Source organism: Microbacterium sp. BLY (assembly GCF_017939615.1).
In the GTDB taxonomy this organism is placed as follows: Bacteria; Actinomycetota; Actinomycetes; order Actinomycetales; family Microbacteriaceae; genus Microbacterium.
Map to the genome: position 1 here is coordinate 863,874 of NZ_JAGKSR010000001.1, position 18,872 is coordinate 882,745.

An 18,872-nucleotide genomic window follows, 5' to 3' on the forward strand; every position below is an offset into this window, starting at 1 on the left:
AAATCTGCGACCTGCAGCGCTTGTCGTTCCTTCCGTACCGCACAGCCATTATCCACAACCTCCGCACGCCCGGCCCGCACAACACGCGCGCGTGTTTTCAAGGGCAGGTTGCCGTTCGGAGCGCGTGTGACTACCGTGGCATCCGAAGTTATCCACAGGGGAACAGCATGTCGACCCCGCCCGATCCGTCGTCCGGAGCACCATGTCCTCACCAGCCCAGCCCGACGTCCCGATCTGGACCACGGTGCAGGAGCTGCTGGAAGCCGATGACCGGGTCACGCCCCAGCTCCAGGGGTTCCTGAGTCTCGCCGTGCCGGCCGGCGTGATGTCGGCGACGCTGTACCTCGAGGTGCCGAACGACCTCACCGCCGCACAGATCAACAAGCGCCTCCGGTTGCCCATCATGGAGGCGCTGTCGCACATCGGCGACGAGGTCACCTCGTACCGCGTGGTCGTGAACCACGAGCTCGCCGAACAGCCCACCGCACCGATCGCCGTGGCGGACTTCGGTCGTCAGGAGCAGGTGCGCGCCGAGTCGCCGATGGAGCAGCCCACGCCGCTGCGGCACGAGTCACGACTCAACCCCAAGTACACCTTCGACAACTTCGTCATCGGCCAGTCCAACCGGTTCGCCCATGCCGCCGCCGTGGCGGTGGCCGAAGCGCCGGCGAAGGCCTACAACCCGCTGTTCATCTATGGCGACTCCGGTCTGGGCAAGACGCACCTCCTCCACGCCATCGGGGACTACGCGCAGTCCCTCTATGCCGGCGTCAAGGTGCGATACGTGTCGAGCGAGGAGTTCACGAACGACTTCATCAACTCGATCGCCAACAACCGCGGTGCCGCCTTCCAGGCCCGCTACCGCGACGTCGACATCCTCCTCATCGACGACATCCAGTTCCTCCAGGGGCGTGCTGAGACGCAGGAGGCGTTCTTCCACACCTTCAACACGCTGCACGACCACAACAAGCAGGTGGTCATCACCAGCGACGTCGCCCCGAAGCATCTGACCGGGTTCGAGGACCGCATGCGCAGCCGGTTCGAGTGGGGTCTCATCACCGACGTGCAGGCGCCCGACCTCGAGACCCGCATCGCGATCCTCCGCAAGAAGGCGCAGAGCGAGGCGCTCCACATCCCCGACGAGGTGCTCGAGTACATCGCCACCGTGGTGTCCTCCAACATCCGCGAGCTGGAGGGGGCGCTCATCCGCGTCTCCGCGTTCGCGAGCCTGAACCGGTCGGCCCTCGACATCTCGCTGGCCCAGACGGTGCTGCGGGACATCATCGACACGGCCGAGGACAACATCATCTCGCCAACCGACATCATCACGGCGACCGCGCAGTACTTCAAACTCACCGTCGACGACCTCTACGGCTCCAGCCGTTCCCAGCAGATCGCGACAGCTCGGCAGATCGCGATGTACCTGTGCCGCGAGCGGACGAGCCTGTCCCTGCCGAAGATCGGGCAGCTCTTCGGCAATCGCGACCACACCACGGTCATGTACGCCTACAAGAAAATCAGCGAGCTCATGAAGGAGCGTCGCTCGATCTACAACCAGGTGACCGAGATCACCACGCAGCTCGGCCGTCGCTGACGGCCCGCCACCCGAGGGACGCCGCATCCGACACCGGACGGCGTCCTTTTCGCGTCCTCCGAGGCTGCCGCGGGTCGACGATAGATGCGTCTATGCACATGTGGATAACTTGTGGATGACCGTGGAACGCGCCGTCGTGAATGTGGGTCGATCGGGGAAACCTGTGGATAACCGTCGGGAACCGGGTCGGACCCCACAGCCTATCCACCCGCGGATTCCTCAGGGTCTCCACAAGTGACAACTGTGTAGTTCCTTACTCGCGCCTGCTTTCCACCGAGTTATCCACAGTATCCACAGGTGTTAACACCGTTAAGGAGTTAAGTCATTCAGGGTGCGATCCGATCACCAGACGGTGGGGAGAACCGACCCGAGGCATGACAAGCACTCTGGCGTAGGGAACCGCGGGACTGTGGGGCTAGCATGGGAAGCCCTGCAGTGGCAGGACCCGACGACGACCCGTCATGTTCGACGACAAGGGAGCACCCGTGAGGTTTCAGGTCAACCGCGATGTCTTCAGCGAGGCAGTGTCCTTCGTCGTCAAGCTCCTCCCTCAGCGCAATCCTCAACCGATCCTCGCGGGCGTCCTGATCGAAGCCGACGGTTCCGGGCTGACGCTCTCCGCATTCGACTACGAAGCGTCCGCGCGGACGACGATCGAGGCGACCGTCGAGACCCCCGGCACGATCCTCGTCCACGGGCGCCTGCTGTCCGACATCGCGAGCCGACTTCCCAACGCTCCGATCGAGATCGCCGTCGAGGACGACGGCGGCATCGCGGTCACCTGCGGCTCCGCCCGCTTCACCCTCGCCGCCATGCCGGTCGAGGAATATCCGTCGATCCCCGAGGTGTCCGGCTCCTCGGGCGTCGTCCCGGCAGACGAGTTCGGAACCGCGATCGCGCAGGTCGGCTTCGCGGCATCCCGCGATGACGTGACCCCGGTGCTCACCGGCGTGCAGCTCGAGGTGACGGGCCAGACCCTCAGCCTCGTGGCGACCGACCGCTACCGTGTCTCGCTCCGGGACGTGCCGTGGGACGGCGAGGCCGTCGAGGCCACCGCACTCGTCCCCGCTCGCACCCTGGTCGAGGTCGGGAAGACTTTCGGGCACGCCGGCACGATCCAGATCGCGTTCTCCGGTGCCGGCGACCGCGAGATCATCGCGTTCACGGCGGGCAACAAGACCGTGACGTCGCTGCTCATCAAGGGCAACTTCCCCCCGGTCCGCCGGCTCTTCCCGGAGCAGACCGACCATTACGCCGTCGTCAACACCGCGGATCTCATCGAGGCGGTGCGCCGTGTGTCGCTCGTCCTGGACCGCGCCGCGCCGCTGCGCTTCACGTTCTCGAGCGACAGCGTCACGATGGACGCCTCGGGTAGCGAGCACGCCCGTGCCTCCGAGTCGGTCGACGCGATCCTGTCCGGTGGTGACGAGGTGACGCTGGGCCTCAACCCGCAGTACCTCATCGAAGCCCTCGGTGCGGTGAAGAGCGAGTTCGTGCGGGTGACGTTCACCTCGAGCGACAACGCCAACAAGCTGAGCCCGGTCCTCATCACGAGCCAGACCTCGGTGGACCAGGCGGGTCTCGACTCGTTCAAGTACCTCCTCCAGCCCAACCTCCTCCTGCGCTGATCCCCGGTTCACGCCTCCGGGGAGTGTCCGACCCGAAAGGTAGGCTGGCTCCGTGATTGTGGAGCATCTCAGCCTGGTCGATTTCCGCAATTACGCGACCGCCGAACTGGCCCTGCACCGCGGACCGAACGTCCTCGTCGGGCGGAACGGTCAGGGCAAGACCAACCTCGCCGAGGCCGTCGTCTTCCTCGCGACGCTCGGCTCTCATCGGGTGTCGTCCGATGCACCGATGGTGCGGGACGGCCAGGAGTTCGCCGTCATCCGTGCGCGGCTCTCGCATGGCGAGCGCCGGGTGCTCGTCGAAGTGCAGATCAACCGGCAGGGCTCGAACAAGGCACGCATCAACGGCTCTCCCTCGAAGACGAACGAGCTGCCGCGGTACGCGCACGTCGTGCTCTTCGCCCCCGAAGACCTCCAGATCGTGCGCGGCGACCCGTCTGCCCGCCGCCGATTCGCCGATCAGCTCCTCATCCAGCGCACCCCGCGTCTCGCCGCGGTGCTGGGCGACTACGACCGGGTGCTCAAGCAGCGCAACGCCCTGCTCAAGTCGGCCAGGGCGCGGGGTATCCGCGGCGACGCACTGAGCACCCTCGACGTCTGGGACGACAAGCTCGTCTCCCTCGGGTCGGAGATCATCACCGCGCGGCAGCGGTTGGCGGCGGATCTGCAGCAGCCGGTCGCCGACGCCTACGCGGCGATCGCCGGTGCCGACCACCGCCCGCGACTCGACTGGGCGCTGTCGGTGGCGGGCGGTGACCCCGAAGACGACGACGACCGCGATGAGGCCGACGGTGCGTCCCCGGCGGAGGATGTGCGTGGGGACGCGCGGCGCATCGCCGAGATGTTCCGCGCCTCACTCGCAGCGAAGAGATCCCACGAGCTCGACCGGGGCCTCACCCTCACCGGGCCGCACCGCGACGACCTGGTCCTGAAGGTGCGTGACCTGCCGGTGAAGGGGTACGCCTCGCACGGCGAGTCGTGGTCGGTCGCGCTCGCGTTGCGCCTGGCGTCCGCCGAGCTGCTGCGCAGCGAATCCCCCGCCGGCGATCCCGTGCTCATCCTCGACGACGTGTTCGCGGAGCTCGATGCGGATCGGCGTCAACGGCTGGCCGCGCTCACCGCCGGGTATGAGCAGGTGGTGGTCACGGCGGCGGTGGAGGAGGATATCCCCGACGTGCTCCACGCCCATGTCGTCCGCATCGCAGCGGGCACCATCACCGACGAGCGGGATCGTCCGCAGGCAGAGGAGGCGCCGGATGAGTGACGTCGTCGCCGAGACGGCCGCCGCCGCGGAGGCTCCGGAGACCGTCGCCACCTATCTGCGACTGCGGGGGCTGAAGCCGAGCGCCAAGAACTGGAAGCGCAAGCGACGGATCACCGTCGACGACGACAACGCGCCGTTCAGCCCGGGTCGCGACCCCGGGACCCTCGGCGCGGTCCTCGACACGTTGACGCGCGAGTCCGGGTGGGAGACGACACTCGCCCGGGAAGACCTCGTCCGGCAATGGGCCGACCTCGCCGGTGCGGACACCGCGAAACACTCGGAGCCGGTGTCGCTCGAGCGCGGACTGCTCACCGTGAAGTGCGATTCGACGGCCTGGGCGAAGAACCTCCAGTTCATGCGCGCGACCATCCTCACAGAGATCGGGCGACGGTATCCGGAGGCCGGGGTCGAGAACCTCCGCTTCATCGGACCGGACGTCCCCTCGTGGAAATGGGGTCCCAGAGCCGTTCCAGGGCGGGGCCCGCGCGATACCTACGGGTAGGGCACCATGCAAGGGGTCCCAAACGCTCAGAGGGCCACACGCGGCCGTTGAGCGGCATTTCGACTTGAAACCCGGCTAGAATGGGAGTTCGAGATATCGATCTGGAGAATGCCCTCTGATGACGCCTGAATCCCCTGCTGACGAGACGGAACCGAACAACGACGCTTCGTCGGGCTCACAGGCCGGAGGATCGGCGGCACCCGCACCGAAGAAGCAGCAGCCCGGTGAGTACGGCGCCGACTCGATCCAGATCCTCGAAGGACTCGAGGCCGTCCGCAAGCGCCCCGGCATGTACATCGGCTCCACCGGTCCTCGGGGTCTGCACCACCTCGTCTACGAGATCGTCGACAACTCGGTCGACGAGGCACTGGCCGGCTACGCCGACACGATCCTCGTCACGCTCCTCGCGGACGGCGGCGTCCGCGTGGTCGACAACGGCCGCGGCATCCCGGTCGACCCGCACTCCTCCGACCCGTCGAAGTCCACCGTCGAGGTCGTCCTCACGATCCTCCACGCGGGCGGCAAGTTCGGCGGCGGCGCCTATGCCGTCTCCGGCGGCCTGCACGGCGTCGGCTCTTCGGTCGTGAACGCCCTGTCGACCCGTTTCGACGTGGAGGTCAAGCAGAAGGGCTTCGTCTGGCGGCACCGCTTCGCCGAGGGCGGCGTCCCGCAGCAGAAGCTCGAGAAGGGCGAGGCCACCGACGAGACCGGCACGAGCATCACGTTCTGGCCGGATGCGGAGATCTTCCAGGAGACCGTCGAGTTCGACTACGACACGCTCCGCACCCGCTTCCAGCAGATGGCATTCCTCAACAAGGGGCTGCGCATCGAGCTGTCCGACGAGCGTCCGGAGTCCGCGTACGAGACCGAGGAGGACGGCCAGGCGGTCACGAAGCAGCCGGCCGACGTCTTCTACTACGAGCGCGGACTGGTCGACTACGTCGAGTACCTGAACAAGGTGCGTCACGCCGAGGTCGTCAACGACGAGATCATCGCGTTCGAGTCGGAGGACACGGACCGCAAGATCTCGCTCGAGGTCGCGATGCAGTGGACCACGTCCTACACCGAGAACGTGTTCACCTACGCCAACACGATCAACACCCACGAGGGTGGCACCCACGAGGAGGGCTTCCGCGCGGCGCTCACGACCCTCGTCAACCGCTACGCCCGGGCGAACAACCTCCTCAAGGAGAAGGACGACAACCTCTCCGGCGACGACGTGCGCGAGGGTCTCACGGCTGTCATCTCCATCAAGCTCGGTGAGCCCCAGTTCGAGGGGCAGACCAAGACCAAGCTCGGCAACACCGAGGCGAAGGCGTTCGTGCAGAAGGTCGTCGGCGACCAGCTCGGCGACTGGTTCGACCGCAACCCGAACCAGGCGAAGAACGTCATCCGCAAGGCGATCGATGCGGCGACCGCCCGTCTCGCCGCCCGGAAGGCACGCGAGACGGCTCGACGCAAGAGCGTCTTCGAGTCGGCGGCCATGCCGGACAAGCTCAAGGACTGCACGAGCAAGGACCCGTCGATCAGCGAGATCTTCCTCGTCGAGGGAGACTCGGCCGGCGGTTCGGCCGTGCAGGGGCGCGACCCGCACACCCAGGCGATCCTCGCGCTGCGCGGCAAGATCCTCAACGTCGAGCGCGCGCGTCTCGACAAGGCGCTCGGCAACAAGGAAGTCCAGGCGATGATCCAGGCCTTCGGCACGGGCATCGGCGAGGAGTTCGACATCGAGAAGGCGCGGTATCACAAGATCGTGCTGATGGCCGATGCCGACGTCGACGGCCAGCACATCACCACGCTGCTGCTCACGCTGCTGTTCCGGTACATGCGCGGACTCATCGAGGCCGGCTTCGTGTACCTCGCCATGCCCCCGCTCTACCGCCTGAAGTGGTCGAACGCGGCGCACGAGTACGTGTTCAGCGACGCGGAGCGCGACGCCCTGCTCGCGTACGGCCTGGAGAACGGCAAGCGCATCCCGAAGGACGCGGGCATCCAGCGGTACAAGGGTCTCGGCGAGATGAACGCGAAGGAGCTGTGGGAGACCACGATGGACCACACCACGCGGACCCTGCGCCAGGTGACCATCGAGGACGCAGCCGCGGCGGACGAGATCTTCAGCGTGCTGATGGGCGAGGACGTGGAATCGCGTCGGAGCTTCATCCAGCGCAACGCCAAGGACGTCCGCTTCCTCGACATCTGATAGCGACGGGTCCCGGAGCTCGTCGACGGGCACCCCGACGCATCGACACGCTCGGCCAAACAGGAAAGACACATGACTGACGAAGAACGCCCCGACATCAACGAGGGCCACGACCACGGCAAGATCGACCAGGTCGACCTGCAGTCGGAGATGCAGCGCAGCTATCTCGACTACGCCATGGCCGTGATCGTGGGCCGCGCGCTCCCCGACGTGCGTGACGGCCTCAAGCCGGTGCACCGCCGCGTGATCTACGGCATGTACGACGGCGGCTTCCGTCCCGACAAGTCGTTCTCCAAGTGCGCGCGCGTCGTCGGCGAGGTCATGGGGCAGTACCACCCGCACGGTGACTCCGCGATCTACGACGCCCTCGTCCGCCTCGTGCAGCCGTGGTCGCTGCGTTACCCGCTCGCCCTCGGCCAGGGCAACTTCGGTTCCCCCGGCAACATGGGGGCGGCGGCACCGCGGTACACCGAGACGAAGATGGCCCCGCTCGCGCTCGAGATGGTGCGCGACATCGAAGAGGACACCGTCGACTTCGCCGACAACTACGACGGCCAGACCCAGGAGCCCACGGTCCTGCCGTCGCGGTTCCCGAACCTGCTCGTCAACGGCTCCGTCGGCATCGCCGTCGGCATGGCGACCAACATCCCCCCGCACAACCTCCGTGAGGTGTCCGACGCCGCCCTCTGGGCTCTCGACAACCCCGACCTCCCCCGCGAGCAGCTGCTCGAGGGCCTGCTCCAGCGCATCCCCGGCCCGGACTTCCCGACCGGCGCGCAGATCCTCGGAACCAAGGGCATCCACGAGGCGTACCGCACCGGCCGCGGATCGATCACTATGCGCGCGGTTGTCAACGTCGAGGAGATCCAGGGACGCACGTGCCTGGTCATCACCGAGCTGCCGTACCAGGTGAACCCGGACAACGTGGCTGTCAAGATCGGCGACCTCGCGCGCGACGGCAAGATCACCGGCATCGCCGACATCCGCGACGAGTCCTCGGACCGCACGGGCCAGCGGCTCGTGGTCGTGCTCAAGCGCGACGCGGTCGCGAAGGTCGTGCTGAACAACCTGTACAAGCACACGCAGCTGCAGGAGAACTTCGGCGCGAACATGCTCGCCATCGTCGACGGGGTCCCGCGGACCCTGGCGATCGACGGCTTCATCTCCCACTGGATCGGTCACCAGATCGACGTCATCGTGCGGCGGACGCAGTTCCGTCTCAACGAGGCCGAGAAGCGCATGCACATCCTGCGCGGCTACCTGAAGGCGCTCGATGCACTCGACGAGGTCATCGCGCTCATCCGCCGGTCCCAGACGACGCAGGATGCGAACGAGGGACTGCAGAAGCTCCTCGACATCGACGACATCCAGGCCGACGCGATCCTGCAGATGCAGCTCCGCCGCCTCGCCGCCCTCGAGCGGCAGAAGATCATCGACCAGGCCAACGAGCTCGAGGCGCTCATCGCGGACTACAAGGCGATCCTCGCCGACGAGGGCCGTCAGCGCACCATCATCCGTGAGGAGCTCACCGCCATCGTCGACCGGTTCGGCGACGAGCGACGCACGCACATCCTCCACGGATTCGACGGCGACGTGTCGATGGAAGACCTCATCGCCGAGGAGGAGATGGTCGTCACCATCACCCGCGAGGGCTACATCAAGCGCACCCGGAGCGACAACTACCGCTCCCAGCACCGCGGCGGCAAGGGGGTGAAGGGCGCGCAGCTCCGGGCGGACGACATCGTCGAGCACTTCTTCGTCACGACGACCCACCACTGGCTGCTGTTCTTCACCGACAAGGGCCGGGTCTACCGGGCGAAGACCTACGAGGTCCCCGAGGCCGGGCGCGATGCGAAGGGCACGCACGTTGCGAACCTCCTCGCCCTGCAGCCGGACGAGAGCATCGCGCAGGTGCTCGACATCCGTGACTACGCGGTGGCGGACTACCTGGTGCTCGCGACGCGCGACGGTCTGGTCAAGAAGACCCGTCTGGACAACTACGACACCAACCGTCAGGGCGGCGTCATCGCCATCCGCCTGAACGATGAGGACGAGCTGGTCAGCGCGCTGCTCGTCAACGCCGAGGACGACATCCTCCTCATCAGCCGCAAGGGCATGTCGGTGCGGTTCCAGGCGACCGACGAGGCCCTGCGCCCGATGGGTCGGGCCACCGCGGGCGTCAAGGGAATGAAGTTCCGCGAGGGCGACAGCCTGCTGTCGGCCTCCGTCGCCGCACCCGGAAAGTACGTGTTCGTGGTCACCGACGGCGGGTATGCGAAGCGCACCGCGGTCGAGGAATACCGCGTCCAGGGACGCGGCGGATACGGCATCAAGGTCGCCAAGCTGAACGACGATCGGGGCACGCTCGCGGGCGGTCTGATCGTCTCCGAGGACGACGAGGTCTTGGTGGTTCTGTCCAGCGGCAAGGTGGTACGCTCTGCCGTGGCCGAGGTCCCCGCCAAGGGTCGCGACACCATGGGAGTGGTGTTCGCCCGGACGACGGAGGCCGACCGCATCCTCGCCATCGCCCGGAACGGCGAGCGTGGTCTCACCGAAGAGGAGACCGAGGCGGATGCCGAAGCCGCGGCCCCCGACACGACTGAGACACCCGAGGATACAGACGCATGAGCACAGTGGCCGACAAGCTGGCGAAGAAGTCGACACGCAAGACCGGCGGCAAGCAGGTCCGTCTGCGCCTGGTCTACGTCGACTTCTGGTCCGCGGTGAAGCTCTCATTCCTGGGAGCGGTCGCCCTCGCCGTCGTCACCATGGTGTCGTTCTTCCTCATCTTCCTCGTGCTCCAGGCCACCGGGATCATGTCCACGGCCGACGAGTTCGTCCGCAGCTTCACCGACGGCGCCATCCCGCTGTCGGAGTTGGTGGGTCTGCCGCAGGTCATGGCGTTCGCGGCCGTCGTCGCGATCCTCAACCTCATCGTCTTCACGGTGCTCGGCGCGGTCGTGGCCGGCATCTACAACCTGGCAGTGAAGGTCACCGGCGGTCTGCTCGTCGGCTTCATGTCGAACTGATCCTCACGGTCGACGGAAGGGCGGGTGCTGCGGCACCCGCCCTTCCGCGTGTCCGGGGTCAGACGACGCCGGTGGATCCGAGGAGCGAGCCGATCAGCCAAGTCGCGGCCAGTGCCAGTGCTCCACCGACGACGAGCCGGAGGGCGGCCCGGAGCGGGGGTGAACCGCCGATGCGCGCCGACACCGTGCCGGTGAGTGCCAGTGCGAGGAGGACGGCGACGAAGGTGACGGGCACTCGTGCCTCCGGCGGCGGGAGGAGGATCGCGAGGAGCGGGAGGAGTGCCCCGAGCGTGAATGCGATGGCGGAGGATGCGGCGGCATGCCACGGATTGACCAGATCGTCCTGATCGATACCGAGCTCCACCTCGAGGTGTGCGGCGAGGGCGTCATGGGCGGTGAGCTCCTCCGCCACCCGCTCGGCCGTCTCCTCGGAGAGTCCGCGTCGGCGGTAGAGCGCAGTCAGCTCCGCCAGCTCCTCCGCCGGCATGGTCCGCAGCTCTTCGCGCTCCTTGGCGATGAGAGCCCGCTCGCTGTCGCGCTGACTGCTCACCGAGACGTACTCCCCGAGGGCCATGGAGATCGCGCCGCCGACGAGACCCGCGACGCCGGCGGTGAGCAGCGCGGCGCCGGTAGGGAAAACCCGAAAGCGAGTGTCCGGCTGGCTCGGTGGGCGGCGCCGCGGCCCGGCCCTACCGTGGAACCATGACCACACAGAATGCCACCCCGGCCTCCGCGGCAGCGGCCTCGCCGCCGTTGCGCCTCCCCCTCACCATCCTGCACCTGGCGGGTGCGGGGGTGATCGGCGGCGGCGTGATCGGCGTGCTCGGCGGGCTCCTCGGAGCGGGGATCGGCCTCCTCATCGTCTTCGGCATCGGCGTCTTCCTCCTCGTGGGACTGGTGTACGCCCTCTTCGGCGTCGGCTGGTTCGAGGTGGAGCGCGTCGCCGGCCTCTACCGGGTGCCCACTGTTCCGCTCCGCCTGCGACCGCGCGAGCGCCCCGGCTTCGGCGGGTGGCTCCGTACCCTCGGACGGCAGTCGATCGACGGTCGGATGTGGCGAGCGGTCGCGAACTTCGTCATCACCGCCGTTCTCGGCTTCTTCGTGCTGCGGCTGTTCTGGACGCTCGTGTGGTCGGCGATCATCGCGTTCGCGCCGCTGACCCCGGCCGAGACCATCCGGGCGCCGTTCGGCGGGGCGGAGATCCCGGTGTCGTGGGCCCCGCTCATCGGCATCCTCGGTGTCGTCGTTTCGGTCGGCGCGATCATCGGCCTCGCCTTCCTGGCGCGGACGCTGGCCCTGGCGATCGTGGCGCGGGCCCGGGAGGCGGAGCTCACCGAACGGGTGCGTGCCTCCACCGCCCAGCGGGAGGGAGCCGTGCGCGCCGCGGATGTCGAGCGCACCCGCATCGAGCGGGATCTGCACGACGGCGTCCAGCCCCGACTCGTCTCGGTGGGCATGACGCTCGGGCTCGCCCAGCAGAAGATCGACAGCGATCCCGCCGCGGCGAAAGACCTGATCTCCGAGGCGCACACCTCCACGAAGGCGGCGATCACCGAGCTGCGGCAGCTCGCCCGTGGCATCCACGCCTCCGTCCTCGATGATCGCGGACTCGATGCGGCGCTGTCCGCGCTCGCCAGCCGCTCCCCCATCCCGGTGCAGCTCGACGTGCGGATGGATCCGTCGGCGCCGCGGCCGGCGCGGGAGGCGGAGGCGGCGGTGTACTTCTCCATCGCCGAGTCGCTGACCAACGCGGCGAAGCACTCCCGAGCGAGCGAGGCGCGGGTCACCGTCCGCCTCCGTGAGGGGAACATCCTGTGGGCACGGGTCGAGGACAACGGCATGGGCGGCGCGCAGGTGCTCCCGGGCGGCGGCCTCGACGGCATCGCCAACCGGATCCTCGCCGCCGGCGGGACCTTCCGCCTCGACAGCCCGCAGGGCGGTCCGACCAGCCTGGAGGTGAACGTGCCATGCGCATCCTGATCTGCGAGGACTCGGTCCTGCTGCGCGAAGGGCTCGTGCGTCTGCTCGAGGACGCCGGTCATGAGGTGGTCGCCGCACTCACCGACACCACCGACCTCCGCGCCACCGTGGCGTCCGAGTCACCGGACCTCTGCATCCTCGACGTGCGGCTCCCGCCGACGTTCACGGACGAAGGCATCCGCGCCGCGCTCGACCTCCGGGCCGTGCATCCGTCGCTGGCGATCCTCGTGCTCTCGCAGTACGTGGAGGAGCGCTACGCGTCCGACCTCATCGCCGCTCAGGGCGGGCCGCTCGGATACCTCCTCAAGGATCGGGTGGCCGACGTCGCCGAGTTCATCGACTCGGTGCAGCGGATCGCCGACGGTGCCACCGTCCTCGACCCCGAGGTCGTCGCGCAGCTGCTGACCCGCCGCAACCGTGACGACCGCATGATGCGGCTCACGGAGCGCGAGCGGACGGTGCTCGCGCTCATCGCGGAGGGGAAGTCGAACCAGGCGATCGCGGGGCTCCTCTTCCTCTCGGAGGCGAGCGTCGAGAAGCACATCACCTCCATCTTCCAGAAGCTGGGCTTCGAGCAGGGCGAGTCGGGCAACCGCCGGGTCCTCGCCGCTCTCGCCCACATCGAGAACACGGGCGGCACGTCGCCGTCGAACGGCCAGACAGGAGCCACACGATGACTACCGAGAACCCCGGAGCACAGGGCGGGCACACCCCGCTCACTCCCCCGTCGTCGCCGGCGACGTCCCCCGCGCCGGGTGCGCCCGAGCCGGGTCGGTCGTCCGGCGCGACCGCGATCCTGGTCGTCACCGCCGTCGTCGGAGGCATCGCTCTCCTCGGGGCCGGCGGGACGGCTGCGGTGGCCGCGACGGGTACCCTCCTCTCGTCGAACCGGGCGGACGCCGTCCAGACGCTCGATGTCGACGGGCTCACGGCGATCGACCTCGACGCCGACGCGAGCATGGTCCGCATCGAGTTCGCGAACGTCGACGAGGCCGAGCTCTCGGTCGCCAACGGCCGCGGGACGGGCTGGACCTTCGAGCGCGAGGGCGACGAGCTGGTCGTCCGCAGTCCCCAGCCGGTCTTCGGCTGGTGGTTCGGCAACTGGTTCGGGGAGGAGGAGCGCGTGGTCCTCACCCTGCCGGAGGAGCTCAGCGGGACCGACCTCGGGGCGAACCTCACGCTTGACGCGGGCTCTCTCGACGTGTCCGGCGAGTTCGGGACGCTGGAGGTGCAGGTCAATGCGGGATCGCTGGACATCGCGGGCGCGGCGGAGGTGTTCGACGTGCAGATGAACGCCGGTCGCGCCGACGTCCTCCTCGACGGCGTGACGCAGGCGGACCTCGGGATCGCGGCGGGCGACCTCACGGTCGAGCTCACCGGCGAGGGGCCGTCCGCGACCACCATCGATGTGAACGCCGGGTCGCTGAACCTGACCCTCCCGGACGTCGACTACCGCATCCGGCAGGACGTCAGTGCCGGGTCGTTCGACGCCACCGTGGACGAGTCCTCCGGTGCGCGGCGCACGATCGATGTCTCCCTCGCCGCGGGCCGCATCAGCATCCAGCCGGGTCGGTGAACGGAGCGAGGGCGAGGACCCCGGGAGGGGCCTCGCCCTCGATTCGGATTTTCGCGGAATCTCCGGTAAAGTTCTGGAGGTTGACGGGGCTATAGCTCAGGCGGTTAGAGCGCTTCACTGATAATGAAGAGGTCCCAGGTTCAAGTCCTGGTAGCCCCACCCTTTCAATTCAAGAATTCCCTCACGGGGCCTTAGCTCAGTTGGTAGAGCGCCTGCTTTGCAAGCAGGATGTCAGGAGTTCGAATCTCCTAGGCTCCACCATCCTCTCCCTCGCCTCGCCTCACCGATCGGCCGTCGTGAGTTCGTGTGGTGCCGTGTTCAGGCGTTCGGCGCCGTCCGCGGTCACGACCACGATGTCCTCGATGCGGGCGCCCCAGTCCCCGGCAAAGTAGATGCCGGGTTCGATGCTGAACGCCATCCCCTCGCGGAGCACGAGGTCGTTGCCCGGGGCGATGTAGGGCTCCTCGTGCACGGAGACGCCGATGCCATGACCGGTGCGATGGAGGAAGACGTCGCCGAGTCCGGCGTCGGCGAGCACCGCGCGCGCCGCCGCGTCCACCTCCGCGGCGGTCACACCGGGACGGACGGCGTCGACCGCGGCCTGCTGCGCGCGCACGAGCGTCGCGATCCGGTCCGCCGCTTCCCGGCGGGGCGTGCCGACGACGTAGGTCCGTGTGCTGTCCGAGTTGTAGCCGCTGGGCACGGCTCCCCCGATGTCGACCACGACGATGTCGCCGTCCTCGATCACCCGGTCGGAGACCTCGTGATGGGGGTCGGCGCCGTTCGGCCCCGAGCCGACGATCACGAACTCGACGGTCCGGTGGCCCTCGGCCACGATCGCCTCGGCGATATCGGCGGCGACCTCGCGCTCGGTGCGTCCCGCACGCAGCCAGGTGGGCACCCGACGATGCACGGCGTCGATCGCCGCTCCGGCGCGTCGCAGCTCCGCCACCTCGTCGGCGTCCTTGATCATGCGTCCCTCACGGAGGACGGGGGTCGCGAGTTCGACCCGCACCCCGAGCTTCTCCCCGATCGGCACGACGTGCAGGGCGGGGAGAGCATCGGAGACGCCGACGCGGGACACGGCACCGGTCGCGGCCGCGAGGAGGGCGTACGGGTCGTCGCCGTCGACCCAGTCCGCGACGGTCAGGCCGAGACCCCCGACAGCCGTGCTGCGCACCTTCGCCAGTTCCATCCGCGGGACCACTACTGTGGCCGCGCCCTGGGCGGGAAGCACGAGGGCGGTCAGCCGCTCGATCGTGTCCCCTTCCACACCGACGAGGTACTGGAGGTCCGGCCCCGGTCCGACGACGATCGCGTCGAGACCGGCGGTCCTCGCCAGCTCCTGCGCGCGATCGAGGCGACGGGCGTATACGGAGACGGGGAACGGAAGGGTGCTCACAGCCCCCACGCTAGTCCGCGAGAGCCCTCCGTGTCCCCTCTGCCGGTGCGTTCAGCTGATCGCCTGGCGGAGGCGTCCGCCCAGGAACTCGAGGTCCTTCTCCGTGAGGTCGGTCACCGCGTAGGCGGTCGGCCAGACGGTGCCGTCATCGAGGTTCGAGATCGGCTCGAAGCCGAACGTGCCGTAGCGCACCTTGAACTTGCTGGCGGGCTGGAAGAAGCACAGCACCTTCCCGTCGCGGCCCCACGCCGGCATCCCGTAGTACGTCCGAGGCACCAGTTCCGGCGCCACCTCGGAGACGAGCGCATGCAGCTTCTCCGCGAGGACCCTGTCCTCGTCGGTGAGCTTGGCGACGGCCTCCTTGAGGTCCGCCTCCCCCGCCGCCCGCAGCTCCTCCGGCGACTTCTTGGCCCGCGAGCGTCGCGTGCGCGCCTCCTTCGCGGCCGCCTGCATGGCCTCGCGTTCCTCGGCGGTGAAGTTCTTGTCGTTGTCGGCCATGATGATCCTCTCGTGCGGCCTCGATGATGCTCCCAGAGTAAGGATCTCGGGCGCTCCCCCGCTTCTCGATTCGTGATCGATCCGGGGCGACGTCATGCGGGCGTCCGGGCCCTCCGACCCCGGATAAGGTGTGACCATGGACCTGCGCGTCGCCGCATACGGGGTCGTCACCGATGAGGGTGGTCGCCTCCTTCTGGCGCGATGGACCGAGGGGCGGCGCATGGCGTGGACGCTGCCGGGCGGCGGACTGGAGCCCGGTGAGGCTCCGGAGGACGCGGTCCGTCGCGAGATCCGTGAGGAGACCGGCTACAGCGTCCGGGTGGGCGAGCTGCTCGGAATCCACTCGCGGGTCATCCCCGCAGGGCGCCGGGTGCAGAAGGCGTCCGATCCGTTGCACACCCTGCGCATCGTCTACCGCGCCGAGGTGACGGGCGGGAGACTGCGGTACGAGACGGACGGATCCACCGACCGGGCCGAGTGGTTCCCGCTGTCGGCGGTCGCCGGCTTGCAGCGCGTGCGTCTGGTCGACATCGCGCTGCGGATGGCCGGGATCCTCTGAGTCGGAGCGGTCCGACGCTCAGCGCTCTTCGGGCACCGATATGTCCGCCACCGTCGCGTCGTACGCGGCGATGAGGTCGTCGGCGTCGACGAACAGGCTGTATCCGTGGGTGCCGGCGCCCATTGCGACCCGCTGGCCGACGATGGACGCGTCGGCGTAGACGGGCCAGTCGGTCGTGCTGCCGATCGGGACGATGGTGCCCCGTTCATACCCCGTGGCTGCGAGAGCCAGTTCCGGTTCCGGCAGGCGCAGCTTGTTCACACCGACGAGAGCGCGCAGCTTCGGCCACGAGATGGCGCGGCCGCCCGGGACGAGCGCGAAGAGGTACGTGTCGTCCGCGCGCTTGACGACGAGCGTCTTCACGATGCCGGACGGCGGGATGCCGAGGATCTCGGCGGCCTCGACGAGGCTACGCGCCGGCGGCCGCTCACGGATCTCGATGTCGAGACCGCGGGCGGCCGCAGCGTCCCTCACCCGCGCGTGCGGGTCGGGAGTGGTCACGCGTCGGGAGCCGACAGCGGGTCGTCGGCGACCCAGAGCTCGTCGTCGGCCCGGAGCGCCTGCCATGCGGCGTAGAGCACACCGACCGCCGCAGCGGCACCCAGGACGATGGCGACGACGGAGCCGAGGCCCGGCCCCTTCTTCTGAGGGGCGGCCTTGCGCGCCTTGTAGGCGATGCCGTGGCGCTTGGCGTTCGCGACATCCCAGGCGGTGAGCGCCGTGCCGACGACACCGCCGACGATCGGGACGACCTTGTCGTCCACCACGTGCTTGCCCATCTTCACCGAGCGGTCGACCACGGGGGCGACACGACGGTTGTAGGTGTCCTGAACCACCGGCACGACCTGCTCGCGATTGAAGTTGCCGAGCTGCCGGCCCGCCTCACGAGCGACGTCGGCGGCGTGGCCGACGAGCACCTGCTGGTCTTCCCAGAGCTGGTTCGCGTCCTTCTGAAGACGACGAAGCTGCTTCTTCCGCTTGCGGCTGAGGCTCACGATGCTCTCCTGTCCATTGGAGTACGGGTTCCCCATCTTGCCACGTGAGCCTGGATGCGGGGAGGGAATCGCCCGCCCCTTGCATCATCGGCCCCGGCGATGTACGAGCCCGGCCCGTTCATCGGAAGCTCTGCGAGAATGAAGGCATGGTTCACGCTTCCCATGTCGCAACTCTGCACACCAACCACGGTGACATCGTCATCAACCTCTTCGGCGACCACGCCCCGAAGACGGTCAAGAACTTCATCGGCCTCGCCGACGGGTCCCAGGAGTGGACCCACCCCGCCACCGGCAAGCCGGGTGAGGGTCCTCTCTACAAGGACGTCATCTTCCATCGCATCATCCCCAACTTCATGATCCAGGGCGGCGACCCCCTCGGTCAGGGCGTCGGTGGCCCGGGCTACAACTTCGACGACGAGATCAACAACGAGCTCAACTTCAACGAGCCCTACATCCTCGCCATGGCCAACGCCGGCCTCCGCCGCAACGCCATCACCGGCAAGGTCGAGGGCACGAACGGGTCGCAGTTCTTCATCACGACCGACCCGACGCCGTGGCTGCAGGGCAAGCACACGATCTTCGGCGAGGTCGCCGATGACGCGTCGCGCAAGGTCGTGGACGCCATCTCCGCGGTTCCGACTCAGGCGGGCGACCGCCCGATCGAGCCCGTGGTGCTGCAGTCGATCGACATCGTCGCCGCCTGACGACAGCGACGGCCGATCCGGATGACGACGCCCGAGTTCACGAACAACCGTGAGAACTTCTGCTACCGGCATCCGGATCGGCAGAGCTTCGTGCTCTGCCAGCGGTGCCTGCGCACCATCTGCCCCGAGTGCCAGACGCCCGCCCCGGTCGGTGTGATCTGCCCCGAGTGCATGGACGCGGAGCGCAAGAACCGCACCCCGGCCCAGAAGAAGGCCGCGCGACGCTGGCGCGGCGGCGGGGCGACGACCATGGGCACCGTGCGCAGCGGTAAGCCCGTGGTGACCTACGTCCTCCTCGCGGTGACGTCGTTCATCGGCCTGGTGCAGCTCATCCCCGGGATGAACCAGCCGATCATCCAGGCGCTCGGCTTCTTCGCCCCGTATCTCTACCCGAACCTCTTCGCCATCCCCTTCGAGCCGTGGCGCCTGCTGACCGCGCTCTTCGTGCACGGCGGTTTCATCCACCTCGCCCTCAACATGCTGGCGCTGTGGATGCTCGGGCAGAGCCTCGAGCCGATGCTCGGCCGGGCCCGCTACCTCGCCCTGTACCTCATCAGCGGCCTCGGCGGCTCGGTCATGGTGGCCGTCCTTGCGCCGACCACCTGGACCGTCGGCGCATCCGGGGCGATCTTCGGGCTCCTCGCGTCCCTCCTGATCATCGGCCGCCACATCGGCGCGAACGTCACCGGCATCCTCGTGATCCTCGGCATCAACTTCGCGTTCGGCTTCTTCGCCGGCGGCATCTCGTGGCAGGCGCACCTGGGTGGTGCCATCACGGGTGCGCTGGTGGCGCTCATCTACGTTCGTACGAAGCGTCGGGATCAGCGCATCTGGCAGATCGTCGCGCTGTCCGCCCTGGTGATCCTGTTGCTCGTCGTGGTGGCCGTCGTGCCGCCTCTCCTCCTTTTGGCCTGATCCCGAGTTGTTAACAGGGTTGTTAA

17 protein-coding genes, 2 tRNA genes and 1 pseudogene are annotated in these 18,872 nt (G+C 68.2%); 15 read left to right on the forward strand and 5 right to left on the reverse strand.

The genetic code is table 11. The features are described 5' to 3' along the window. Window positions 1-202 precede the first annotated feature (202 nt). From dnaA to KAF39_RS04475, 7 genes are all read left to right on the forward strand, one after another. Complete coding sequence (dnaA, locus tag KAF39_RS04445; protein ID WP_210676133.1) at window positions 203-1,594, forward strand: chromosomal replication initiator protein DnaA; 1,392 nt, start codon at window positions 203-205, stop codon at window positions 1,592-1,594. 485 nt (window positions 1,595-2,079) lie between these two features. Beyond that, on the forward strand, window positions 2,080-3,222 hold the full coding sequence (gene dnaN, locus KAF39_RS04450; protein ID WP_210677947.1) for a DNA polymerase III subunit beta: 1,143 nt from the start codon (window positions 2,080-2,082) through the stop codon (window positions 3,220-3,222). Window positions 3,223-3,274: 52 nt separating this feature from the next. After that, window positions 3,275-4,486: a DNA replication/repair protein RecF gene (gene recF / locus KAF39_RS04455; protein ID WP_210676134.1), complete on the forward strand. Its 1,212-nt coding sequence runs from the start codon at window positions 3,275-3,277 to the stop codon at window positions 4,484-4,486. Beyond that, window positions 4,479-4,988 (forward strand): DUF721 domain-containing protein, encoded by a 510-nt coding sequence (locus tag KAF39_RS04460; protein ID WP_210676135.1) that lies wholly within the window; start codon window positions 4,479-4,481, stop codon window positions 4,986-4,988. The genes recF and KAF39_RS04460 overlap by 8 nt, the downstream gene beginning before the upstream one ends. A gap of 118 nt (window positions 4,989-5,106) precedes the next feature. Further along, on the forward strand, window positions 5,107-7,188 hold the full coding sequence (gyrB, locus tag KAF39_RS04465) for a DNA topoisomerase (ATP-hydrolyzing) subunit B (protein WP_210676136.1): 2,082 nt from the start codon (window positions 5,107-5,109) through the stop codon (window positions 7,186-7,188). Window positions 7,189-7,260: 72 nt separating this feature from the next. After that, window positions 7,261-9,816, forward strand: a complete 2,556-nt coding sequence (gene gyrA / locus KAF39_RS04470) for a DNA gyrase subunit A (protein ID WP_210676137.1) — start codon at window positions 7,261-7,263, stop codon at window positions 9,814-9,816. After that, on the forward strand, window positions 9,813-10,217 hold the full coding sequence (locus tag KAF39_RS04475; RefSeq protein WP_025102877.1) for a DUF3566 domain-containing protein: 405 nt from the start codon (window positions 9,813-9,815) through the stop codon (window positions 10,215-10,217). Before gyrA ends, KAF39_RS04475 begins: the two co-directional genes overlap by 4 nt. A 58-nt stretch (window positions 10,218-10,275) precedes the next feature. Here the strand turns inward: KAF39_RS04475 and KAF39_RS04480 are convergent. After that, window positions 10,276-10,842 (reverse strand): annotated as a pseudogene (locus KAF39_RS04480) (VIT family protein); the annotation flags it as partial. Window positions 10,843-10,919: 77 nt separating this feature from the next. On the opposite strand from KAF39_RS04480, the gene KAF39_RS04485 reads away from it, so the two are divergent. The 5 genes from KAF39_RS04485 (at window position 10,920) to KAF39_RS04505 (ending at window position 14,034) form a co-directional block, all read left to right on the forward strand. Beyond that, a complete protein-coding gene (locus KAF39_RS04485) occupies window positions 10,920-12,197 on the forward strand; it encodes a histidine kinase (protein ID WP_210676138.1) in 1,278 nt (425 codons plus the stop codon). Further along, window positions 12,185-12,874, forward strand: coding sequence for a response regulator transcription factor (locus KAF39_RS04490; RefSeq protein ID WP_210676139.1), 690 nt, complete (start codon window positions 12,185-12,187; stop codon window positions 12,872-12,874). The genes KAF39_RS04485 and KAF39_RS04490 overlap by 13 nt, the downstream gene beginning before the upstream one ends. Then, window positions 12,871-13,773 (forward strand): DUF4097 family beta strand repeat-containing protein, encoded by a 903-nt coding sequence (locus KAF39_RS04495; RefSeq protein WP_210676140.1) that lies wholly within the window; start codon window positions 12,871-12,873, stop codon window positions 13,771-13,773. The genes KAF39_RS04490 and KAF39_RS04495 overlap by 4 nt, the downstream gene beginning before the upstream one ends. 85 nt (window positions 13,774-13,858) lie before the next feature. Then, window positions 13,859-13,932: transfer RNA gene (locus KAF39_RS04500), tRNA-Ile, on the forward strand. A gap of 26 nt (window positions 13,933-13,958) precedes the next feature. After that, window positions 13,959-14,034, forward strand: a tRNA-Ala gene (locus KAF39_RS04505). 19 nt (window positions 14,035-14,053) lie between these two features. Here the strand turns inward: KAF39_RS04505 and KAF39_RS16225 are convergent. Continuing rightward, a complete protein-coding gene (locus KAF39_RS16225; RefSeq protein WP_210676141.1) occupies window positions 14,054-15,175 on the reverse strand; it encodes a Xaa-Pro peptidase family protein in 1,122 nt (373 codons plus the stop codon). Window positions 15,176-15,226: 51 nt separating this feature from the next. Beyond that, window positions 15,227-15,673 (reverse strand): iron chaperone, encoded by a 447-nt coding sequence (locus tag KAF39_RS04515; protein ID WP_210676142.1) that lies wholly within the window; start codon window positions 15,671-15,673, stop codon window positions 15,227-15,229. A 136-nt stretch (window positions 15,674-15,809) separates the two neighbouring features. On the opposite strand from KAF39_RS04515, the gene KAF39_RS04520 reads away from it, so the two are divergent. Next, window positions 15,810-16,232, forward strand: coding sequence for an NUDIX hydrolase (locus tag KAF39_RS04520; protein ID WP_210676143.1), 423 nt, complete (start codon window positions 15,810-15,812; stop codon window positions 16,230-16,232). A gap of 18 nt (window positions 16,233-16,250) precedes the next feature. Here KAF39_RS04520 and KAF39_RS04525 read toward each other — a convergent pair whose 3' ends face one another. Then, on the reverse strand, window positions 16,251-16,733 hold the full coding sequence (locus tag KAF39_RS04525; RefSeq protein ID WP_307805071.1) for a YbaK/EbsC family protein: 483 nt from the start codon (window positions 16,731-16,733) through the stop codon (window positions 16,251-16,253). Beyond that, window positions 16,730-17,227: a DNA helicase gene (locus tag KAF39_RS04530; RefSeq protein ID WP_210676144.1), complete on the reverse strand. Its 498-nt coding sequence runs from the start codon at window positions 17,225-17,227 to the stop codon at window positions 16,730-16,732. Before KAF39_RS04530 ends, KAF39_RS04525 begins: the two co-directional genes overlap by 4 nt. A 146-nt stretch (window positions 17,228-17,373) precedes the next feature. On the opposite strand from KAF39_RS04530, the gene KAF39_RS04535 reads away from it, so the two are divergent. Both KAF39_RS04535 and KAF39_RS04540 read left to right on the forward strand, forming a co-directional pair. Then, entirely contained in the window at window positions 17,374-17,931 is a 558-nt protein-coding gene (locus KAF39_RS04535; RefSeq protein WP_210676145.1) for a peptidylprolyl isomerase, read from the forward strand. A gap of 21 nt (window positions 17,932-17,952) precedes the next feature. Further along, window positions 17,953-18,846: a rhomboid family intramembrane serine protease gene (locus KAF39_RS04540; protein WP_210676146.1), complete on the forward strand. Its 894-nt coding sequence runs from the start codon at window positions 17,953-17,955 to the stop codon at window positions 18,844-18,846. The last annotated feature ends 26 nt before the right edge of the window (window positions 18,847-18,872 follow it).

Bases quoted from the DNA above. Each gene is read 5' to 3' on its own strand.
- dnaA (WP_210676133.1), top strand. From the start codon at position 203: ATGTCCTCACCAGCCCAGCCCGACGTCCCGATCTGGACCACGGTGCAG.
- KAF39_RS04460 (WP_210676135.1), top strand. From the start codon at position 4,479: ATGAGTGACGTCGTCGCCGAGACGGCCGCCGCCGCGGAGGCTCCGGAG.
- gyrB (WP_210676136.1), top strand. From the start codon at position 5,107: ATGACGCCTGAATCCCCTGCTGACGAGACGGAACCGAACAACGACGCT.
- gyrA (WP_210676137.1), top strand. From the start codon at position 7,261: ATGACTGACGAAGAACGCCCCGACATCAACGAGGGCCACGACCACGGC.
- KAF39_RS04475 (WP_025102877.1), top strand. From the start codon at position 9,813: ATGAGCACAGTGGCCGACAAGCTGGCGAAGAAGTCGACACGCAAGACC.
- KAF39_RS04485 (WP_210676138.1), top strand. From the start codon at position 10,920: ATGACCACACAGAATGCCACCCCGGCCTCCGCGGCAGCGGCCTCGCCG.
- KAF39_RS04490 (WP_210676139.1), top strand. From the start codon at position 12,185: ATGCGCATCCTGATCTGCGAGGACTCGGTCCTGCTGCGCGAAGGGCTC.
- KAF39_RS04495 (WP_210676140.1), top strand. From the start codon at position 12,871: ATGACTACCGAGAACCCCGGAGCACAGGGCGGGCACACCCCGCTCACT.
- KAF39_RS04515 (WP_210676142.1), bottom strand. From the start codon at position 15,673: ATGGCCGACAACGACAAGAACTTCACCGCCGAGGAACGCGAGGCCATG.
- KAF39_RS04520 (WP_210676143.1), top strand. From the start codon at position 15,810: ATGGACCTGCGCGTCGCCGCATACGGGGTCGTCACCGATGAGGGTGGT.
- KAF39_RS04535 (WP_210676145.1), top strand. From the start codon at position 17,374: ATGGTTCACGCTTCCCATGTCGCAACTCTGCACACCAACCACGGTGAC.
- KAF39_RS04540 (WP_210676146.1), top strand. From the start codon at position 17,953: ATGACGACGCCCGAGTTCACGAACAACCGTGAGAACTTCTGCTACCGG.